The organism is Plantactinospora sp. BB1, from assembly GCF_003030385.1.
In the GTDB taxonomy this organism is placed as follows: Bacteria; Actinomycetota; Actinomycetes; order Mycobacteriales; family Micromonosporaceae; genus Plantactinospora.
In genome coordinates this window covers 4,582,658-4,602,518 of the sequence record NZ_CP028159.1, presented here as the reverse complement: position 1 = coordinate 4,602,518, position 19,861 = coordinate 4,582,658, and the positions used below count along the sequence as shown (strand labels likewise).

Here is a 19,861-nt window from a genome sequence, read left to right as displayed (position 1 = left end):
GCGCCGGTCAGCCGAGCATGCGGATGGAACTCGGGGCCACGCTCCCGGTGCTGAGTTCGAAGCTGGCTCCCTTGCCGAAGACCGGCACGGTGGAGTAGACGAACGGCACGATGTCGACGCCCCGGACCAGCGCCTGCTCGGCCTCGGCCCAGCTGGCGCAGCCGCCGGTACCGGCCACCGCCGACGCCGCCCCGACCGCGGCCGCGTACCCGGGGTTCTCGACGTGCGCGAAGTTCACCCCGTTCGGCGGGGTCGCGCCGGAGAAGAACGGCACCAGCTCGCTGGGGAGGCCGACGTTGAGCGGCAGGAATGCCGCGTCCCAGGAGCCCTGCCCGGCGACGATCACCTGGCTGATCTCGGCGTTGGCCACCCCCCGGATGGTCACCTGCGCGCCGACGCCCTGCCAGGCCCGCTGGAGCAGCTCCGCGCCGGCCTGCATGCCGCTGCCGGCGTTGGTCGGGTAGTAGAAGCCGAGGGCGAGCCGCCGGCCGTCCTTGACCCGTACCCCGTCGCCGCCGGGAAGCCAGCCGGCGGCGTCCAGGGCTGCCTTCGCCGCCGCCGGGTCGTGCGCCGGCAGCAGGGCGTCGGTCCCGGCGGGCGGGCAGGGGCTCAACCCGGGAGCGACCAGGCCGGTCATCGGCTTGCCGGCGCCGCTGCTGACCACCTGTCCGAGCTGCTTGAGGTCGAGCGCCTGGGTCAGCGCCCGGCGCACCGTCTCGTCGGCGCCCGGCAGGCCCGGCTTCTGGTGGAACCAGAGTTCGCCGAGCGCGGCGACCACGCTGCGTTCGAAGAGGCGCATCGCCCTGAGTCGCTGGCTGTCCGGCCCGATCACGGTCACCGCGTTCGCCTGGTCGGAGCCGAGCAGGTTGGCCGCGGTGCTCTCGTTCGTGACGATCTTCAGGATCACGGTGTCGGGCAGCCCGTCCTGGGTGGCCGGCCAGTCGCCCGGCCCCCAGGCGTACTCCTTGCGCCGGGTCAGCGTGTAGTGGTCGTCGGCCACCGCCTCGGTCAGGGTGAACATGCCGGTGCCGACCGAGCCCTGCCGGAGCAGCTTGCGGTCCTTCAGTCCCCGGTCGCAGACGATGTGCAGCCCGCCGACCATGCGGTCGAGGAAGGCGGCCGGCGTCGGCGAGGTCACCGTCACGGTGCCGGCCGCCTCGTCGGCGGTGGCGGTGGCGCCGGCCGGCACGTAGACGCCGATCCGGGAGGAGGCGTTCTTCGGGTCGCCGACGAAGGTGATGTTCGCCGCCACCTGGCCGGCGGTCAGCGGGCTGCCGTCGGCGCAGGTGACCCCCTTGCGCAGCGTGTACGTCACCGTGCTCGTGTCGCCCTGCCACTTCTCCGCCAGGCCGGCGAGGAGCGTGCCGTCCGGGCCGACGTTGAGCAGCGAGTCGTAGAGGAACCGGTCGACCTGTTGGGTGCTGGCCAGCGAGGTGAAGTGCGGGTCGAGGTTGCCCGGGTCGGCGCTCAGCACCATCGTGAAGGTCTTGCCGTTGACCAGCCGCTGGCCGTCGGTGCCGGCGGAGTCGCCGCCGCAACCGGCCAGCCCGACCAGCAGCACACCGGCCGCCGCCAGCGCAGGAACACGTCTCATCGTCTCTCCCGGGAGCTACTGGTGGCCGCTGGACGGGGTTGGTACGCCGGCACGTCGGGTCGCCCGACCACTGTGGATGTAGAGCGCCCGCCCGGTGCCGTCGTCGCCGAGGAAGACCTGCGGCAGGTGGATGCCGAGCCGTGGCCGTACCGGCAGGAAGGTCTCGGCGTCGAGGTGGACGAGTTCGGTCCGTTCCGGTTGACCGCCGATCTCCGCGAGCACGCCCTTGGGCACCTGGTCGAGCCAGAGCCGGCCCGCGTCGTCCTGCGAGACGGTCAGCTCGGCCACGTCCGAGGTGTAGGTGCCGAGACAGCGGTCGACCGGGACCCGGCGCGGCGTCGACGGCGGGGTCGGCAGCGCCGGCATCTCGATCCCGGCGAGTTCCCGGAGTACGTGGCCGTAGATCTCCGTGTAGAGGGCGATCGGGTTCCCGCCGTTGGTCAGCAGCGCGATCGCCACGTTCCGGTCCGGTACGACCCGGAGGAAGGCGGCCTGGCCGACGGTGCCGCCGTCGTGGCCGAGTACCGTGCCGCCCGGCCAGTGGTAGATCTCCCAGCCCAGCCCCCAGGCGTCACCCATGAGCCCGAGCGGTGGCAGGGTGACCTGCGGCTGCCGCATCGCGTCGGCGCTGTGCGGGGCGAGTACGGCGGTGCCGTCCGGCGCCCGTCCGCCGTCGATGTGCAGCTGGGCGAAGCCGAGCAGGTCGCGGGGGCGCATCGCCAGCATCGACCCGGCCGGGGCGGAGGAGCGGGCCAGCGACCAGATCGGCGCCGGTTCGGGATCGGCGTCCGGGTCCGGCTGGATGTGCCCGACGGCGGCCCGGAACAGGATCGCCTCGTCCGCACCGGTCGCCGCGTGGGTCAACCCGAGCGGGGCGAACAGGTGCTCGCGCAGGCAGACGTCGTACGGCTTGCCGCGCAGCACCTCGACGACGCGGCCGAGCACGCAGAACCCGGCGTTGTTGTACGAGAACATCTCGCCGGGCGGGAAGAGCTGCGCGACCTCGCCGAGCGTGTCGACGTACCGGCGTACGCAGTCGTCGCCCCGGCCGGTGTCGGTGAAGATGTCGCCCTCGAAGCCGGCGGTGTGCACCAGCAGGTGGCGTACCGTGATCGCGGCCGACGCCGCCTCGTCGGCGACCCGGAAGTCGGGCAGGACGTCGCGGACCGGCGCGTCGATGTCGAGCCGGCCCTCGTCGACGAGCTGCATGACCAGCGTCGCCGTCCAGACCTTGGTGATGGATCCGACCTGGAACACCGAGTCCGTCGTCGCGGTGACCCCGGTCGCCTTGCTGAGCACTCCCTCGGCCACCTCGACGACCTGCCCACCGGCCGACACGGCGAGCGCGGCGCCGGGCACCCGGTGCTCGGCGAGCAGCGCCGGCAGCCGGTCCCGCAGCCAGCCCGCGACCTCGTTCAGACTCGACATGCGCGCCACCATAGGGACCGGCGGCGGGTGCGGTGTTCGTGCGAGACGACGAGCCGGGGCCCGTTCGTCCGTAGCGGCGGCCAAGTGGCACTGATCAGTCGTGCAGTACCTCGGTCAGGAAGCCGATCACGTCGGCACCCTAGCCACGACCCATCGACGGGTGATGCCGTGTTCGGCTGCCGTGCCGCGCGGGCGTTCGACCCGCAGGACGCCGATATGGCGTGCAAGTCGGACAAACCGGGGTGTTCTACATAACACTTGCAGGCATGCTTCTCCGCCTCGTCCGGTACGGCGATACCGTACCCCCGTGCCGGCACCCCTGGTCGGAGCCGGCAGCACCGAGGCACCGACAGGTCCGCTCGCGATCTCCGTCCGCCCCGACGCCAGGATCGGTCCTCCTGCTCACCGCGTGCCGGACTGATCGTCACCCGCGTCCAACACCATCCCACGCCGTCACCCGAAGGATTCCGTGCCGCCCTGCTCAGCCAGCTCGGGCTGGTGCTGGGGCACAGGGGCTGATCTCCGGTACCCGAACAGATCGAGGAGCCATGACCACCGTCGAAATCACCCGCTTCCGCGTGTCGGCGGCACACGCCGACGCACTGCTGGCCACTCGTCCGGCGATGCTGCGCGACTTCCAGACCGGTCGCGCCGGCTTCCTCGGCGCGCGCCTGATCCGACTGGCCGAGGACGAATGGCTGGACATCGTCTTCTGGCGCTCGTCCGAGGACTTCGCCGAGTCCCGGCGCCGGGGCGCCGACGAGCCCGGCATCCAGGCGTTCTTCTCGCTGATCAACGAGGTGATCAGCGTCGAGGAGGGCACCACCACCGAGCCGGTGGGTGCCTGATGCGCGCGGCCTGGTACGACCGGCAGGGTCCGGCGCGCGAGGTGCTCCAGGTCGGTGAGTTGCCCGATCCGTGGCCGGGCGAGGGTGAGGTCCGGGTCCGGGTGTCGGTCTCCGGGATCCACGTCGGCGACCTGGGCAAACGACAGGGCTGGTGGGGGTCCACCATGCCGTTCGACCGGGTCGTACCGCACGGTGACGGCGCCGGAACGATCGACGCGGTCGGACCCGGCGTCGACCCGTCCCGGGTCGGCGAGCGGGTCTGGGTCTACCTCGCCCAGTCGTACCGCCCGTCCGGCACCGCCGCCGAATACACGGTGGTGCCCGCCCGGCACGCCGTGACGCTGCCTGCCGGCGTGCCGGACGAGCAGGCGGCCGGACTCGGCATCCCGGGGATCACCGCCCACCGGGCGATCTTCGGCGACGGGCCGGTGACCGGGCAACGGGTGCTCGTCACCGGTGCCCTCGGCGCGGTCGGCCGGGCCGCGCTGGCGGTTGCCCGCCGGGGCGGCGCCACCGTGATCGCCACGGTACGCAAGCCGGACCAGATGGAACCGGCACTCGCCGCAGGCGCGCACCACGTGGTGCCCACGGCCGGTGGTGACGTGGCCGCCCGGATCCTCGAACGCACCGGTGGAGAACCGATCGACCGGGTGGCGGAGCTGGCTTTCGACGCCAACCTGGCGACCAACCTGGAAATCCTCCGGTACGGCGGCGTGATCGCCACCTACGCCACCGGCGAGGCGGAGCCCCGGATCCCGTACTGGCCGCTCGGCTTCAAGAACATCACGGTGCGGTTCCTCAGCAACGACGACTTCCCGGAGTCGGCGAACGAGGCGGCCGCGACCGAACTGACGGCCGCGCTGGTCGACCGCGACCTGCGCTATCCGATCGCCGCCCGGCTGCCGTTGACCGAGATCGCCCAGGCACACGAACTGGCCGAAACGAGTTCGGCCAGCGGCCGGGTCGTCCTCGACATCGAAGACGCCCCGCAACGGCCCGCGCCTACGATCCCGAGCGCCGCCTGAGCGGCACGGAGCATCCGAGCGACCACCTCGCCCCGCCCGGGCCGGCGACACCGTACGTGAACCGGCGTGTGACAGCGGCCGCCGAGCCGGACAGGTAGGGGGTATGGACGACGAAGGAAACCCAGATGAGCGAAGCTGACCCTGGCGCCCGGGAGGAGCGTTTCCGTGCCCTGCACCTGGACACGTACCCGGATCTGCTGCGTTTCGTCGAGCGGCGGGTACCGACCGGCGAGGCCGAGGACATCGTGTCGACGGTCTTTCTGACCGCCTGGCGGCGCTTCGACGAACTGCCGGACGACACCCGGCCGTGGCTCTTCGCCGTGGCCCGCAGAACCATGGCGAATCAGGCGCGCGGCTGGCTGCGACGCCGAGCGCTGGACGTACGGCTGGGGTCGTCGGAGGCGCGCGAGTTCTCCGACGAGTCCTCGGGTGCGGCGGTACGGATCGACCTGGCGCGCGCCTGGGCCACCCTGAGCGTGGCGGACCGTGAGGTTCTCGCGTTGGTCGCGTTCGACGGCCTGACCGCCGAGCAGGCGGCCGTCGTGTTGGGCTGCCGGAGGTCGACGTTCGCGATGCGGCTCGGCCGGGCGCGACAACGGCTCCGGTCCGCCCTGGAACCGGCCGGACCGGCCACCCGCTCGTCTCTCCGCCCCCACCCGCTCAAGGAGCAGCAGTCGTGGACCCAAGCATGAAGGACCTGGAGCAACTGGCCGTGCTCGACCCGGCGCGGCAGCGTACCCCCACCGAGCTGGAGTGGGCGCGCTCGCAGGCGTACGTCGAGCGGGTGATGGCCGGCGAGGTGACCCGGAAGCCGGCCCGGCGGCCGGTGCGGCGTTGGCTGGGGGTGGGCGTTGCCGCGGCGGCGGCGGGCGTCGTCGCGGCCCTGGCCGTGCCCGCGCTGCTGCCGGGCGCGGCCGAGCAGGCGATCGCGTCCTGGACGGCCACGCCCAGTTCGCGCACCGGCGAGCAGGTGCTGCCGCAGGCGCGGGCGTGCGGCGCGAACGAGGTCGGCGGCTCGTCGACGGTACGCCCGGCCGACGTGCTCCTGGCCGAGCAGCGCGGGGTCGCCACGCTGCTCATCCTGAAGAAGAGCAGCGGCAGCGTCGTGGAGTGCCTGAGCGTGGACGGGGACCAGTTCGCCTCCATGGCACTGGCCGACAGCCGGCCCCTGCCCGCCCCGCCGGCCAGCATGGTCAACCTGGAGACGATGAGTTCCCTCGGCAGCGGCGACAGCATGTGGTCGAACATCGTCGGCCTGGTGGGCCCGGGTGTCACCGGGGTGGAGGTGCGGCTCGACGACGGCCGGCTCTTCCGGGCCAGTGTGAAGGCCGGCTGGTGGGCGGCGTGGTGGCCGGGGCCCGAGGGTGGCGAGGTCGACCGCCTCACCGTACTCGTGCACACCGCCGACGGAACGACCGGCTACCGCCCCTCCGAACTGCCCTGAGTACCTCCGGCCGGGGCGGTCCCGACGGGGGTCGCCACGGCCGGACGGACACCGACCCGGTCACCGCCCGATTCGATTCCCGCCGCCCGCGAATCCGGCCGCCGGTCCGGACCAGGTCCGGACCGGCGGCCGGCGGGACCGGTGTGGCGATTAGGGTACGGCGACGTCCGGCGTGCCGTCCCGGTCGAGCGTGGTCGGGCTGGCCGCCCCCGCCGCCAGGGCCTCGCCGCGCTTCTCGTCGGCGTAGACCATCAGGGTGGAGCCGACGATGGCCAGCACGATGCCGATCGTGGCGTAGACCGACGGCACCTTCTGGTAGACGGCCAGCGAGAGGACCACGGTCAGCACCGGGGCCAGCGCGTTGGTCGTGGGGGCGACGATCGAGGCCTTGCCCCGGCTGAACGCCATCACCAGGAAGAGCGCGCCGACGGCGTTGAGCAGCTGGGTGACCGCGGCGAGGGACGGGGCCTGCCAGGGGGCGTCCAGCGCCAGGCCGCCGGCCATCCAGATGGCGATCGGCGCCAGCAGCAGGCCACTGATCGTCATCCAGGTGAAGGTGGTGGCGTCGTTGACCCCGACCGTGGCGGCCTTGCGCATGAAGTAGGCCTGCACACCCCAGGCGACACAGACCACGATGGCCAGGATCAGCCACGCTCCGCCGGTGGCGGATCCGTCGCCGTCGCTGACGCTGAACAGCACGACCGCGACCAGCGCGGCGACCGCGCCGACCATGGCGAGCCGGGGGATGCGCTCCCGCAGCAGCGCCATGGCCATCAGCACGGTGATCGCCGGGGAGAGCGCGATCAGTGGGAAGATCAGGTAGGCCGGGCCGATGGTGAGCGCCTTGAACAGCAGCAACTGGCCGCCGGCACCGGTCAGGCCGACCAGCAGGCCGTAGCCGGCCGCGATGGGGCGGCGGTCCAGCCGGTTGCCGCGCAGCGCGGCGACGGCCGGGATGATCATGGTCAGCGACCAGACGACGTAGACCATGCCGTCGGGGTAGCCGTAGTCGCTGGTCGGGACGGCGGAGAAGGCTCCCCAGACGCCCCAGAAAAGTACGAGCAGTCCCGCGTACGGGATCCAGCTCCGGCTGATGCGGGAAATAGTCGTTGGCATCTGCGCCTCCTCAGGCAGCGGTGGCGGGCGGGGCGGTCCGGAGATGCTCGAGCGCGTCTGCGCGGAGCGGGCTGCGGGCCTGTTTCGCGGCGTAGAGCGCCGCACCGACAACCGGTGGGTACATCGGCTGACGAAGGTCGTACCGGTCGTGCAGCGTGTGCAGGTGCGCCCGGAACTCCGCGCGCACCTGTGCTGCGTTGAAGGTGCCGCCGGAGTAGGAGACCAGCACCTGCTCGTCTGCGGAGTAGCCGAGCCGGCTCCGGGTGGTCTCCACCAGGTGGGCGAGTTCCCGGCCGGCCTCGGCCAGGATCGCCGCGGCCGCCTCGTCGCCCCGGTCGGCGGCGCCGGTGACCAGGGCGCTCAGCGCCGCGATTCTGCCGCGATCGCCGTGCCACCGGTTCAGCACGACGTCGATCAGGTCCAGGTCCGCGGCGAGCTTCAGGTGGTCGCGCAGGACGTCCAGGAGCGGGCCGGCGGGCTGCCGACCGTCGCTCATCCGGGAGAACGCCTGGAGGCCCCGGATGGCGATCCAGTACGCCGAGCCCTCGTCGCCGAAGAGTTCGCTCCAGCCGCCGACGCGCAGGCCACGACCGGCCCGCTCGCCGTAGGTCATCGATCCGGTACCGCTGATCACGTTGATGCCGTCCACGGCGCCCAGCGAACCGGACCAGCCGCAGACCATGTCGTTGTCCACCCGGTACCGGTGGTGGCCGAGGATCTCCCGTGGCAGCGCGTCCAGCGTGCCGACGTCGTCGCTGACCTCGCCGTAGGTCGGGATGCCGAAGAACGCGAAGTCGATCTCGGCCGGGGTGATGCCGGCCGTCGCGCAGACGGCGCCGACGCCCTCCTCGAGGACCCGGGTGACCAGGTCGATGCCTTCGCCGAAGTAGTAACTGCTCGCGGTCGTCGCCTGGGCCACGATCGTGCCGTCCGCCCTCAGTAGGCAGAAGGCGGTCTTGGTGCCGCCGCCGTCCACGCCGAGGAACATCTGTCTCACCTCCGTGTGGCGTTGCTGGGCGTAGGCTCGGTCGCCGTCCGGGCCGGAGGAGTGGAGTCGGGCCGCCGGTGTCGTCGGCCCCGCCGTGTGCTGGCCGGCCAGGGGGTACATGATCGCGCCCTGGACGACCCGGTTGACCTCCCCGCCCGGGAAGGGGTTGTCCGGGGTACAGCCGAGCGCCAGGGAGAAGTGCAGGCCGATCAGCTGCGCGCAGATCACCGCCGGCAGTGCCAGCGCGGCGTCGTCCACGTCACCGACGTCGGGCAGGAGCCAGCCGTTGTCGTCGTCCCCGGCTCGCCGCCCGGCACGGCCGGTGACGGTGACGAGGTTCCGCTCGGGAATCACCCGCAGCAGCTCGGCCACCATGTCCCGGTCGTACTGGCTGGTGTACGGGTCGTTGGACTCGTAGCTGACGACCAGGGTCTGCTCGTTGAGTACGGATTTCGGCCCGTGCCGGAAGGCCAGCGCGGTTTCGGCCAGCGCCACCGCGCGACCGGCGGTCAGCTCCAGGACCTTCAGGGCGGATTCCCGGGCCAGGCCGTGCAGGGCACCGCTGCCGAGGTAGACGATCCGGGAGTAGCCCCGGGCGGCGAGGTCGGCGGCCGCGGCCGGCCGGGTGGTCAGCAGCTCCTCGGCCGCGCCGGCGAGCCGCTCCACCAGGGCGTCGTCGGGGCCGCCGAGGGCGAGCAGGCCGGCCAGCACCATGCCGGTGAAGCTGGAGGTCATCGCGAAACCCCGGTCGTTGGCGGCTTCGGGCAGCAGCAGCACCTGCGAGGTCGGCCGGTCGGCGTGCTGGCGGGCGAGCTTTCCCTGCCCGTTGCAGGTCACCACCAGGTGCCAGCAGTCGGTCAGTACCTCGGTGGCCAGTTCGGGGGCGGTGACGCTCTCCGGACTGTCCCCGGAACGGGCGAAGGAGACCAGCAGGGTCGGGACGTCCTCGGCGAAGCAGGCCAGCGGGTCGGCCACGATGTCGGTGGTGGCGACGGCCTCCACCCGGCGACCCAGCCGCCGGCGCAGTGCCGGCGCCAGCACCTCCCCGACGTACGCGGAGGTGCCCGCTCCGGTGAGCACGATGCGCAGCTCGGGCCGTTCGAGCAGCGGCTTGAGGAACGTGGCGGTCGGCGTACCCGATTCCGCCGCCATCCGGCCGATCTCCCGCCACACGGCCGGCTGCTGGGCGATCTCCCGGCTGGTGTCGAGGGCGCCGAGCCGGCGCAGGTGCTCGGGGTCGTGGCCGAGAAGGGTGCTCATGCCGCCCGCCCCGGTCGCGCGGGGGTGGCCGCCTGGCGGTAGCCGCGCAGGACGTCCCGGATCCGGTCGAGGACGAGTTCGCCGGGATGGTTGCCGAGGGTGCCCTCGCGGACCCGCCGGTACTGGTCGGGAAGGTACTGGCTGAGCAGCGGCAGCGGGATCTCCCGGCCGGTCAGGTTGGCCAGCAGTCGCCGCTGCGCGCCCTCGATCTCCGGGTCCGGCCAGTAGTAGCGCATCCGGTCGCTGTAGCTGTACCGCCGGGCGAGGCGCTGCTCGGCGGCGCCGCCGGTGTAGTACTTCGCCCACTGTCCCGGCTCGGCGCGCATCCGCTGCTCGACCACCTCCGGCAGGTTCGAGCGGTCGGGCTCCGCGACGAGTTCGGCCTCGATCGCGGCCAGCGCGAAGAGGGCCTCCCGGAGCGCGAAGGTCAGCCCGGGTCCGACCTTGAGCACGGCCCAGTGGTCCTCGACAAGGGCGGCGAGTCGCGGGACGGTCTGGTAGTCGGTGGAGTGCGCCTCGAAGACCATCGTCGGCTCGTCGTCGAGGACCCGCTGTAGGTCCTTGGTGCGGTCCCGGTCGTAGTCCACCACCCGGAGGTGGTCGAACTCGACGCCCGGCTGCACCACCAGGGCGATCACCTGGGGCCAGACCTCTTCGAGGCCCTGCGCGGCAAAGGCCGCCCGGTGCCGGGCCAGGGTGGCGCGGGCCGACTCGGCGGTGGTGGGCAGGAGTTCCTCGATCGTCTCCTCGGCACCGCCGGGCACCGGGACCTCGGTGCCGATGACGTACCGGAGTTCCCCGGTCCGGCCGATCGCGGCGGCGGTCCGTTCGGCGACCGCGAGCATCCGGGCGGCCCGGGCGGCCATCACCTCGTCGGGCAACGGGGTCGCATCGTCCGCACAGGGGTAGCTGCAGTCAAGGTGGATCTTGGTGAATCCGGCTTCGACGTACGCCGCCACGAGCACGTCGACGCGGGCCATGGCCTGCTCCGCCGGCAACGAACGCCACCGGTTCGGGCCCAGGTGGTCGCCGCCGAGAACGATCCGCTCCCGAGCCAGCCCGGCCCGGTCGGCGGCCCGGTACACCAGGTCGCGGAAGTCTGCCGGTCGCATACCGGTATAGCCGCCGTCCTGGTCGACCTGGTTCGAGGTCGCCTCGATCAACAGCAGGTCGCCGTCCTCCCGGGCCTGTGCCATCGCGGCCTCCAGGACCAGTGGATGGGCGGAGCAGATCGACGTGATGCCGACCGGTTCCCCCCGTTTGTGCAGGGCGATGACCGTGTCGAGCGGGTTGTTCACGGGCGACTCCTCCTCCTCGGCGTTCCGAAGCTGGTAATGGACCATACTGGTATTCGTTCTGGTCGGCTACTGTCTAGGTGGTCGCAATCTGGTACGACGCATCTGAAGCCGGAGCCGACCACCCCCGGTGGGTCGTCGCAGCCGGGCCCGGCCGCGAACCGAGGCGTCGGACAGAGCGGTCGGACAGCGCCGTCGGACAGCGGCGGCACGGCCTACCAAGGTGAAGTGGGGTGGCGACCTGCCGCAACCGGTACCGCTACCGACCGTCCATCATCGACAGACCGGCCGACCACCCGCCGGAACGGGTCGGCGCGGCGCCGGGCGACCGCTCCCGGCGGCCGGTGATACGGCGGCGACCCGCCCTGCTTCGGCTACCGTCCGGCGGTCGTCGTCACCGATTGGTGATGGAGGCTCGGAAGCGGTAGCGGTCGCCCCGGTAGACCTGGGTGGTCAGCTCGATCGGCCGGCCCGCCTGGTTGAAGGTGAGCGTGGTGGCGACGAGCATCGGCATGGTCTCGGCGATCTCGAACAGCTCGATCTCGCGTGGCGTCGGGTGGCGGGCTTCGCACGAGTAGTCGGCGACGCGCGGCGTCTGCGGCGGGTCCGCCGCGCGCAGCGTGGCGTAGAGCGAGGCGGTGTTGAAGTCGGTCTCGGCCAGGGCCGGGCAGGCGGCCAACGGCAGCCGGTTGTGTTCGAGGACCACCAGCAGGCCGTCGAGGAAGCGCAGGCGGTGGAGGTCGAAGAGGTCGGCGCCGGGAGCGATGCGGAGACTCTCGGCCTCGGACACCGTCGCCGGGCGAACCGTGGCGGAGAGAACCCGGCTGCTCGGCGTCAGACCGTTGAGCCGGGCGAAGTCGGCGAGGCCCTGCACCTGGGGGGCTGCCGTGGTGGGCGCCGTCGCCGGCTCGGGGAACTGGTCGAGGTCGGCGACGAACCATCCCCGCGAGGACGCCGGTCGTACGACGCCGCGGGCCTCCAGGTCGGCGAGGGCGGCTCGCAGTGTCACGCGTGAGACGGCGTACCGGGTCGCCAGCGCCCGCTCGGAGGGCAACCGGTCACCTGCGCGGGCGGCGGAGGCACGTAGGTCGTCGAGTAGCTGTCCGGCGGTGCGCTCGTAGAGCGGAAGCGCGTCGTCGGCGAACAGGCCACGGGGCATCCGCGTCCTCGCAACAGTCATACCAGCCAACCATACCAGTTCAGTCGATCCTGCGGCCGGTCGCCCGCAGGCGGCCCACCGGCTCGGGTCGGGCCAGGGTGGCCAAACCAAGAAACTACCGAGAACCGGCCATTGACAAGCCAAGACTATACCACTTACGTTCGTCGAGCAGACCATCCCGCAGCGAACGGGGAACGCTCGATGAGTGAGCTTCTGCTCGATCCTGTCGCCGCCAGCGTGCCGGGTCGACAGTCGACATCCCTCCGGTCTGCTCCGCGCATCCACCCGTGAACCAGACGGCGGTGCGGCAGTCCGTTGGAACCACCCTGACCTCGCTTCGACACCGCAGGCCGTACCGGCCCGTCGGGGGCGCTCGATCTAGATGATCAACAACGGGTGAGCGAACGGCGCGCCTGGTTGTCGAAAGCTGCGCAACGAGCCCGAAGGTGCGCAACGAGCCCGAAAGAGAGTTCGACATGACCGAGATGAAGCGGCGGAGCGTACTGAAGGTGGCACTGGGCGGCGCCGGCCTGGCCGCGTTGCCTGCCCTGACCACGGGTGTGGGCGCCACACCCGCAGCCGCCGCGCCGAACCGTGGTCCCGACGTCGTCGGGGTCGGCGACACCTCCATCACCCTGGAGTTCGACGACAAACTGCACACCCGGGTGGCCCTGAAGGGCGTCGACGTCACGCGCTTCGACGCCAGCGAAGCCCTGCTGCTGGGCGGTACGACCGTCGCCGACTTCCGCTACCGCGGACACCAGACCCGCCGTATCCGGCACCCCCGGCACGGCGTGGGCGTGACGGTGACCGTCCGGGGCGACTCCAGGGCGGGCGTACGCAAGACGGTGGAGCTGACCTCCTACCAGCGGCTGACCGGAATGATCGTGATGAGGGTGACCTACACCAACATCTCCGGCGCCGAGTTGACGGTCACCGGGTGGCGTAGCGGCGCGCACGAACTGCTGGAGAAGCCCGGCGGCTTCTACACCTTCTCGGGTACCACCTACGAGGACCGTCGCGACTGGGTGCAGCCGGTGCCGGACGGCTTCGACCAGAAGAACTCGCTGGGGATGGACTCCTCCGACTACGGCGGCGGTACCCCGATGGCCACCGTCTGGCGTTCCGGCGCCGGCATTTCCGTCGGGCACGTCGAGCCCGTGGCGAGGATCCTGCGCCTGCCGGTCCGCAAGACCCGCGACGGCGCGAGCATCGCGGTCGAGGGCGACACCCCGGTCACCCTGAAGCCGGGCCAGGAGTTGGCGACCGACACCACGTTCCTGACCGCCCACCCGGGCGACCACTTCGTGCCGCTCCAGCGCTATCGCGACTACATGAGCGACATCGGCCAGCGGGCTCCCCGGTCACCCAAGTCCGCCTTCGACCCCATCTGGTGCGCCTGGGGCTACGAGCGCGACTTCACCGTCGAGCAGGTCATCGCGACGCTCCCCAAGGTGCGCGAGGTCGGCCTCAAGTGGGCCGTCCTCGACGACGGCTGGCAGACCAACGAGGGCGACTGGGACCTCAACCCGGCGAAGTTCCCGCGCGGCGAGGCGGACATGCGCGCCTTCACCAGGCGGATCCGGGACGCCGGCCTGCGACCGCGGCTGTGGTGGGCCCCACTGGCGGCCGATCCGGAGAGCAACCTGTTCAAGGAGCGCCCGGACATGCTCCTGCTGGACCGGGACGGCAAGATGCAGAAGGTGACCTGGTGGAACGCCTGGACGCTCTGTCCGGCGTACCAGCCCACGGTGGACTACTTCGTCGCACAGGTGAAGAGGTTCATCCGAGACTGGGGCTACGAGGGACTCAAGATCGACGGCCAGCACCTCAACGGCGTCACACCCTGCTACAACCCGGCGCACCGGCACGCCCGCCCCGAGGAGTCGACCGAGGGCCTGGCGCAGTTCTGGAAGGCGGTGTACGAGGCCGCGCACCGGGCGAACCGCGACGCGGTCGTCGAGCTCTGCCCCTGCGGCACCGCCTTCGCCTTCCACAACCTGCCCTACATCGACCAGTACCCGGGCTCCGACCCGACCTCGTCGTACCAGGTGCGGACCAAGGGCAAGACGATGAAGGCGCTGATGGGCGAGGGCGCCAGCTATGCCGGCGACCATGTCGAACTGAGCGACGGCGGCGACGACTTCGCGTCGAGCTACGGCGTGGGCGCCGTCCTGTCGACCAAGTTCACCTACCCGACGGGCCCGGACGAGGAGAACGTGCTCACCCCGGAGAAGGATGCGCTCTGGCGTAAGTGGGTGAGCCTGTACCAGCGGCACATGCTGCCCGCCGGGGAGTACCGGGGCGAGCTGTACGACATCGGGTTCGACAAGCCCGAGGCGCACGTGGTGACCAGGCGGGGGACCCTGCACTACGCCTTCTACGCCGACCAGTGGGACGGGACGGTCGAGTTGCGCGGCCTGGGCCGGGGGAGGTACCGGCTGACCGACCCGTTCAACGGCGTCTCGCTGGGCACCGTCGACGCCCGGCACAACACGGTGCGGCTGACCTTCGAGAAGTTCCAGCTCGTCGTGGCCGAACCCGTCGGCTGACCGGGTCGCACCGTTGCGCCTGCCGAGCAGGGGTGCCGGCGGTGGGAGATCCGTTCGGGTCTCCCACCGCCGGCGCGGCGTTTTCCTGCTCAAGCGCCACGGGCCGCAGGTGCTGCGACAGCTGGCCCGATCACGCCGTCAGCGTTGCAGGGTCAGCAGGCCGGGCCGGTAGGGCAGCAGGCCGTAGTCGCCGCCGGAGTTGGGGGAACGCCCCTGGTAGAGCAGCTGTAGGTTGCAGGGATCCACCGTCATGGTCTGGTCCGCGTTGCTGCGGATCAGTTCGCCGTGACTGATGTCGTTGGTCCAGGTGGCGCCGCTGTTGGCCTTGCCGGCGAAGGGGTTGCCCTCGGTCGCGGCCTGCGGGGTCCAGGTGCCGCCCAGGCTGGTGGCGGTGAACGAGCGGAAGTACCGGCCCTGTGCGCCGATCGCCTCGACGAGCATCAGGTACCGGTTCTGGCCCTGGAGCTTGTAGACCTGGACGCCTTCGAAGAGGTTGTTCGTCGAGTCGGTCATGATCGTCGTGTAGTTCGAGCCGAAGCTGCCCGGGAAGTTCCCGATCGGCATGCTGGCCCGGTAGATCCGGCCGTTGTCCCCGGCGAAGAAGAGGTACATGTTCGTACCGTCACCGATGACCGCCTGGTCGATCGGTCCGGTGCCCGAGTTGGAGATGCTGCCGGTGAAGAGCGTCTGGGGTGCCGACCAGCTGTTCACGTTGGTCGGGTCGGTCGAGGTCCGGTAGGAGAAGGCGGGTCCACCCCACTGGTAGGCGAGCACCCAGACGTTGCGCGGGGCGAAGTAGAACAGCGACGGCGCGACAGCGGCGAACGGCATCGCGTTCTGGCTCGCCGACCCCATCTCGGACCAGTTCGTGAAGAGGCCGAAGTTCATCGAGCCCCACGTCGTTCCGGTGTCGTGCGTCGTCGCGTAGACCAGTTGCCTGCCGTTGTAGGGAGCGTGGGTGAAGTCCTTCAGCGACACCCACCCCGACCTCGGCTGCGCCAGCGCCCCGGTCGACGACCACCGGTACGTCGACGGAAGGTTGCAACTGCCCGTCGGCGGCGGCGTGGTGGGGGTGCCGCCGCCGTTGAGGCGTACCAGTTGCCACTGCTGGTTGGTGCCGTTCCAGTCGTCGTACTGCACGACGTTTCCGCCGTCGGCGGTCGAGGCGCCCTGCACCTCCACCGCCTTGTTGCTGTTTCGGTTGATCAACCGGACGTAGCCGCCGTCGGAGTCGGCCAGCCGGAACTGCTGGTTGGTTCCGTTGCTGTCGGCCCACTGCACGATGGTGGCACCGTTCGCGGTCGAGAAGTTGTAGACGTCCAGCACCTTGTTGGAGAGCCGGGACCGCAGCCGGTAGTAGCCACCGCCCGAGTCCACGAACTGCCACTGCTGCTGGTTGCCGTCGTTCCGTGCCCACTGGGTGATCCGCGCGCCGTCGTTCGTGGCCAGGTTGTACACGTCCAGGGCCTTGCCGCTGTTCCGGTTGACCAGCACGTACCACGCGCTCGTGTCGACCGTCGCAGCCGACGCCGGAGCCGGACCGAACGCGACCGCCGCGGTAGCGACGAGGGCGGACACCACGGCGACGACGAGCCCGGACCGCCAGCGGCGTCGCGGGACGCGGACCGTACCCTGGCAGGCCGGTCCTGGAGCCGGCGTGACTGGTGGCGCCTGCGCCACGACATCCATAGTCTTTCTCCTTTGCCGGAACCACCCGGGCGCGGTGCGCCACGCGTGGCGGTGGTGGGGTTCCTCGCATTCCCTGGACGGTGCGGAAGCGTGGCTGACCGGCGACGCCGTCCGTCATTTCGGTGTGACGGCATGGGCGTCTTCATTGCCCGGCCACGCTTTCGCGCTCTCCTCCCGGGGTGCGGAAACCGAACAGTGTTACCGCTAACATGACCGGCCGCATGGCCTCACGGGCATCAAGTGAGACATGGGAGAGCCGCTCAGGCGACGGATGTACGGCATATTGCCAGACTGTTTCGAGGTATTCAAGGGGTGAACATCAATGCGTGTACCGCAGCCGGCATCCGTACGACCGACGACGCCCTACGTCGGAGAACCCGACGTTTACCGCGTTGGCTGATAACATTTTTCGGCACAGAGAATCGAATCGATGCGGGAAATCAAACCGCGAGTTCTTGTTATCGATGCCGGTGTCGGAAGGTCGCGACTCTCCCGACGCCCGGGGGTGGGGGTTCACGTTGGCTCCGGGGCGAGCCGTCCGGACCGCTCGTCGTCACCGGGGCGGACGACGGCAGGTGCGTCCCGCTTCGATCACCTGGGAACACCCGCACCCGCGCCACCCACACCAGCGGTCAACTCGCCGACCTGCTCAACACCGCCGGCCTGACCACCGGCATGGGCAAGCCCTACACCGCCGCCAACATGGCGTCCCTGCGGCACGTCTACAAGATCCCCGGGCCCCGGACCGTCGCGGTCCACGACGGCGAAGTCAGCGTCAAACAGGCGGCCACCGAACTCGGCATCCCCGCCGACGCGGTCTACAACTGGCTGCGCCTCGGCCAGGTACCCGCCCGCCGCGGTCCCAGAGGACGCTGGTGCATCCCCTGGGACCCGGCCACCCGGGAGATCTACCGGCAGGATGAAGAAGGCGGAGGCGGAGGCGGAGGCGAATGAGCTTGACCTCGCCCCAAGGGAATGGCCCACGCTGGGCGGGTGAACGACGCGGAACTCATGCTGCCCGGCGAGTTCGGCGCAGCGACCCGGCTGTCGTCGAAGGCGCTGCGGCTCTACGCCGAGCAGGGCCTGCTGGTACCGGTCGGCATCGACCCGGCCACCGGCTACCGCCGCTACCACCGTGACCAGATCGCCCGCGGTCGGCTGATCGCACGGCTGCGCACCTTCGATCTGCCGCTGGCGCGCATCGCCACTCTGATCGAGCTGAGCCCAGAACGTCGCCAGGCCGAGCTGCGCGCATGGCTGGCCGCCCAGGAGGCTCAATTGCGGCGCCGGCGCGACCTGATCGAGGCCCTCGACGGTGCCGCCGCACCGATCACCGCCCCTCCGAGACTGCGAGTGAGGCCACCACGCAAGCTGTTGTGCCAGGAACGGCGCGTGCACATCGGCGAGCTGGACACCTTCGTCACCAACGCGCAGCAACGCATCCGCGCCCGGCTGCAGGCGACCGGCCTGCCGCACGACGGGCCGACCCTGGTGCACTTGCACGGATTCGTCACCCACGACGGCGACGGACCGGTCGAGGTCGCGGTGCCGTTCACCGGCTCCATCGAACCCGTCGACGACCTGCGGATCCGGCTGTCGCCGGCCGGCACCGACGTCTACCTGCCGGTCGCCGAAGCCGACGCCGGGTTCCCCGACATCCTGCGCGCCTACGAGACGTTGGAGGCGTGGATCGACGCGAACCACGTGATCAGCCTTGCCAGCCCGGTCGAGATCCGGCCCGGCACCGACGGCGCGCTCCTCGACGTCACCTACCCCATCTCGACCAGCGAAAGAGGCTGAACCATGCATCCCTACATCGGTTCCGGGCCCTACTGCTACGCCAACTCGCTGGCCATGGCCCTGGGCCCCGCGGCGCCCTCCCCGTCGATCATCGAAGTGCTGACCGGCTCGCCGTTCGGTATGCACCTGCTCGGCGGGCGGGTGCCGCTGTTCGACCCGTACGGCTGGGACGACCGCGGTATCGACGACGCGATCGCGCTGCTCGGCTGGACCTGCCGACGGCAAAGCGCGGACGACAGCGAACAAGCCCTGGCCAACCTTGAGGAAGCGGTTAAGACCGGCCCCGTCCTGGCCGGACCGCTGGAGATGGGCCTGCTGCGTCACGTGCCCGGAATGACCGGGCCGATCGGGTCGGACCACTTCGTTGCTGTCCTGGAAGCCGACGACACGCTGGTCCGGTTCCACGATCCGTACGGCTGCCCCTACGCGACCCTGCCCACCGAGGACTTCCTGGCCGCATGGCGCGCCGACACGATCACCTTCTACCACGCTGAGCCGTACACGATGCGCGGCAACTTCCAGCGGGTCCGCGAGATCACCACCGAGGCAGCGCTGCGCGCGGCCCTGCCCGCAGCGGTCGCCTGGCTGCGCGGGCGCGACGACCTCACCGTGCCGCCCGGCACCATCAGCGGCGCCGCCGCCGTACACCGCCTCGCTGACCTGGTCACCGACGGACTTGACCCTGAGACGCACGATCACCTGACGCATTTCGCGATCCGGGTCGGCGCTCGACGGCTCACCGACGCCGCAACAGCGCTCACCAGCCTCGGCCGGGACGAAGCCGCCGTAATCGCTACCCAGCAGGCCCGGCTGATCGGCAGCCTTCAGCACGACATCGTCGGCGGAGACACGGAATCCGCCACCCGAACGTTGCGGCAGCTCGCTCCGACCTACGACCAACTGGCTGCCGTGCTCGGCTGACACCGCCATGCCCAGAGCGCCCGGCCGACGGTAACCTCCAATCACGACGGTCCGAGCTGTCGGTGGCCGCGGCGACCCTCCGCCTACCAGACAACCGAAGCCGTTCGAATCCGAACAACAACCGCAGAGAAGGCAGTATGAAGCGCCCGTCGGCGAGGACGTGGACGCTCCAGCTCCGACCACCAGCGACGACCGCGCGAGTGGCGGTGTCCGGGCCGCGGTGGTCACGTTCCGGAGCCCCGATACGCTGACGCGATGGACGTCGAGGCCCTCCGCTGCCGCCCGCTTCGGCGGCTGGCCGGACTACCAGGCCCGCTGTGGCTGACCTTCCATGTGCTGCTCTACCTCGGGGTGGGCGCGGTGGGCATCGCCGTGTGGGATGTCAGGTCCGGCGCGGCCCTCACCCAAACCCTGGCTGCGATGCTCGTCGGGGTCCTGTGGTTCAGTCCGCTGGTGGTCTTCGTGAGCGTCGCGGCCACCTTCTGCCTGGGTGTGCTGCGCCTGCTGACCACCGCCCGCTGGTACTGGTTCAGGTTGGCCGCGGTGCTGCTCTTCGCGGTGCCGTTCCCGTTGTTGGTGCTGGGCGTCAACGGGCCGGAGACCGCGCTGCCGGTGGCCGCTGTCCAGCTGGCGACGGCGCTGCTCATCGTGCAGCCCAGGAGAGGGTCGGACGGCTGGGCGGACCGGGATCCCGTCATGCGGGACCATCACTGGTGACGGCTCCGGATCGCCGCAACCCACC

16 protein-coding genes are annotated in these 19,861 nt (G+C 70.9%); 9 read left to right on the top strand and 7 right to left on the bottom strand.

The genetic code is table 11. From position 1 onward, the window contains the following. Positions 1-7: 7 nt before the first annotated feature. Both C6W10_RS20110 and C6W10_RS20105 read right to left on the bottom strand, forming a co-directional pair. The gene (locus C6W10_RS20110) at positions 8-1,594 is read right to left on the bottom strand and encodes an ABC transporter substrate-binding protein (RefSeq protein ID WP_107259527.1); all 1,587 of its coding nucleotides are present in this window, start codon (positions 1,592-1,594) and stop codon (positions 8-10) included. Between the two features lie 15 nt (positions 1,595-1,609). After that, positions 1,610-3,022: a serine hydrolase gene (locus C6W10_RS20105; protein WP_107259525.1), complete on the bottom strand. Its 1,413-nt coding sequence runs from the start codon at positions 3,020-3,022 to the stop codon at positions 1,610-1,612. Positions 3,023-3,570: 548 nt separating this feature from the next. Here C6W10_RS20105 and C6W10_RS20100 point away from each other — a divergent pair. The 4 genes from C6W10_RS20100 (at position 3,571) to C6W10_RS20085 (ending at position 6,339) form a co-directional block, all read left to right on the top strand. Further along, positions 3,571-3,870 (top strand): antibiotic biosynthesis monooxygenase, encoded by a 300-nt coding sequence (locus C6W10_RS20100; RefSeq protein ID WP_107259523.1) that lies wholly within the window; start codon positions 3,571-3,573, stop codon positions 3,868-3,870. Next, entirely contained in the window at positions 3,870-4,895 is a 1,026-nt protein-coding gene (locus tag C6W10_RS20095; RefSeq protein WP_107259521.1) for an NADPH:quinone reductase, read from the top strand. Before C6W10_RS20100 ends, C6W10_RS20095 begins: the two co-directional genes overlap by 1 nt. 125 nt (positions 4,896-5,020) lie before the next feature. After that, positions 5,021-5,587: an RNA polymerase sigma factor gene (locus tag C6W10_RS20090; RefSeq protein WP_107259519.1), complete on the top strand. Its 567-nt coding sequence runs from the start codon at positions 5,021-5,023 to the stop codon at positions 5,585-5,587. Continuing rightward, positions 5,572-6,339 (top strand): hypothetical protein, encoded by a 768-nt coding sequence (locus C6W10_RS20085; protein WP_159079122.1) that lies wholly within the window; start codon positions 5,572-5,574, stop codon positions 6,337-6,339. Before C6W10_RS20090 ends, C6W10_RS20085 begins: the two co-directional genes overlap by 16 nt. A gap of 150 nt (positions 6,340-6,489) precedes the next feature. Here C6W10_RS20085 and C6W10_RS20080 read toward each other — a convergent pair whose 3' ends face one another. The 4 genes from C6W10_RS20080 to C6W10_RS20060 all read right to left on the bottom strand — a co-directional run bounded on the left by C6W10_RS20080 (position 6,490) and on the right by C6W10_RS20060 (position 12,157). Then, positions 6,490-7,455, bottom strand: a complete 966-nt coding sequence (locus C6W10_RS20080; RefSeq protein ID WP_107259515.1) for a DMT family transporter — start codon at positions 7,453-7,455, stop codon at positions 6,490-6,492. Between the two features lie 10 nt (positions 7,456-7,465). Next, positions 7,466-9,703 (bottom strand): BadF/BadG/BcrA/BcrD ATPase family protein, encoded by a 2,238-nt coding sequence (locus tag C6W10_RS38030; protein WP_199853697.1) that lies wholly within the window; start codon positions 9,701-9,703, stop codon positions 7,466-7,468. Continuing rightward, a complete protein-coding gene (locus tag C6W10_RS20065; protein ID WP_234361347.1) occupies positions 9,700-11,001 on the bottom strand; it encodes a D-tagatose-bisphosphate aldolase, class II, non-catalytic subunit in 1,302 nt (433 codons plus the stop codon). Before C6W10_RS20065 ends, C6W10_RS38030 begins: the two co-directional genes overlap by 4 nt. 391 nt (positions 11,002-11,392) lie before the next feature. Beyond that, positions 11,393-12,157, bottom strand: coding sequence for a GntR family transcriptional regulator (locus C6W10_RS20060; protein ID WP_107259511.1), 765 nt, complete (start codon positions 12,155-12,157; stop codon positions 11,393-11,395). Positions 12,158-12,633: 476 nt separating this feature from the next. Here C6W10_RS20060 and C6W10_RS20055 point away from each other — a divergent pair, with 476 nt between their 5' ends. Then, positions 12,634-14,709 (top strand): glycoside hydrolase family 36 protein, encoded by a 2,076-nt coding sequence (locus tag C6W10_RS20055; RefSeq protein ID WP_107259510.1) that lies wholly within the window; start codon positions 12,634-12,636, stop codon positions 14,707-14,709. A gap of 138 nt (positions 14,710-14,847) precedes the next feature. Here C6W10_RS20055 and C6W10_RS20050 read toward each other — a convergent pair whose 3' ends face one another. Further along, positions 14,848-16,398 carry a non-reducing end alpha-L-arabinofuranosidase family hydrolase gene (locus C6W10_RS20050; protein WP_107259509.1) on the bottom strand — a complete coding sequence of 517 codons (1,551 nt, stop codon included), beginning with the start codon at positions 16,396-16,398 and terminating at the stop codon, positions 14,848-14,850. Positions 16,399-17,073: 675 nt separating this feature from the next. On the opposite strand from C6W10_RS20050, the gene C6W10_RS37440 reads away from it, so the two are divergent. From C6W10_RS37440 to C6W10_RS20030, 4 genes are all read left to right on the top strand, one after another. Next, complete coding sequence (locus tag C6W10_RS37440; RefSeq protein WP_159104673.1) at positions 17,074-17,352, top strand: hypothetical protein; 279 nt, start codon at positions 17,074-17,076, stop codon at positions 17,350-17,352. A gap of 39 nt (positions 17,353-17,391) precedes the next feature. Continuing rightward, positions 17,392-18,198 (top strand): MerR family transcriptional regulator, encoded by an 807-nt coding sequence (locus tag C6W10_RS20040; RefSeq protein WP_234361346.1) that lies wholly within the window; start codon positions 17,392-17,394, stop codon positions 18,196-18,198. A gap of 3 nt (positions 18,199-18,201) precedes the next feature. After that, positions 18,202-19,119, top strand: coding sequence for a hypothetical protein (locus tag C6W10_RS20035; RefSeq protein ID WP_107259505.1), 918 nt, complete (start codon positions 18,202-18,204; stop codon positions 19,117-19,119). A 255-nt stretch (positions 19,120-19,374) separates the two neighbouring features. After that, on the top strand, positions 19,375-19,836 hold the full coding sequence (locus C6W10_RS20030; RefSeq protein WP_107259503.1) for a hypothetical protein: 462 nt from the start codon (positions 19,375-19,377) through the stop codon (positions 19,834-19,836). The last annotated feature ends 25 nt before the right edge of the window (positions 19,837-19,861 follow it).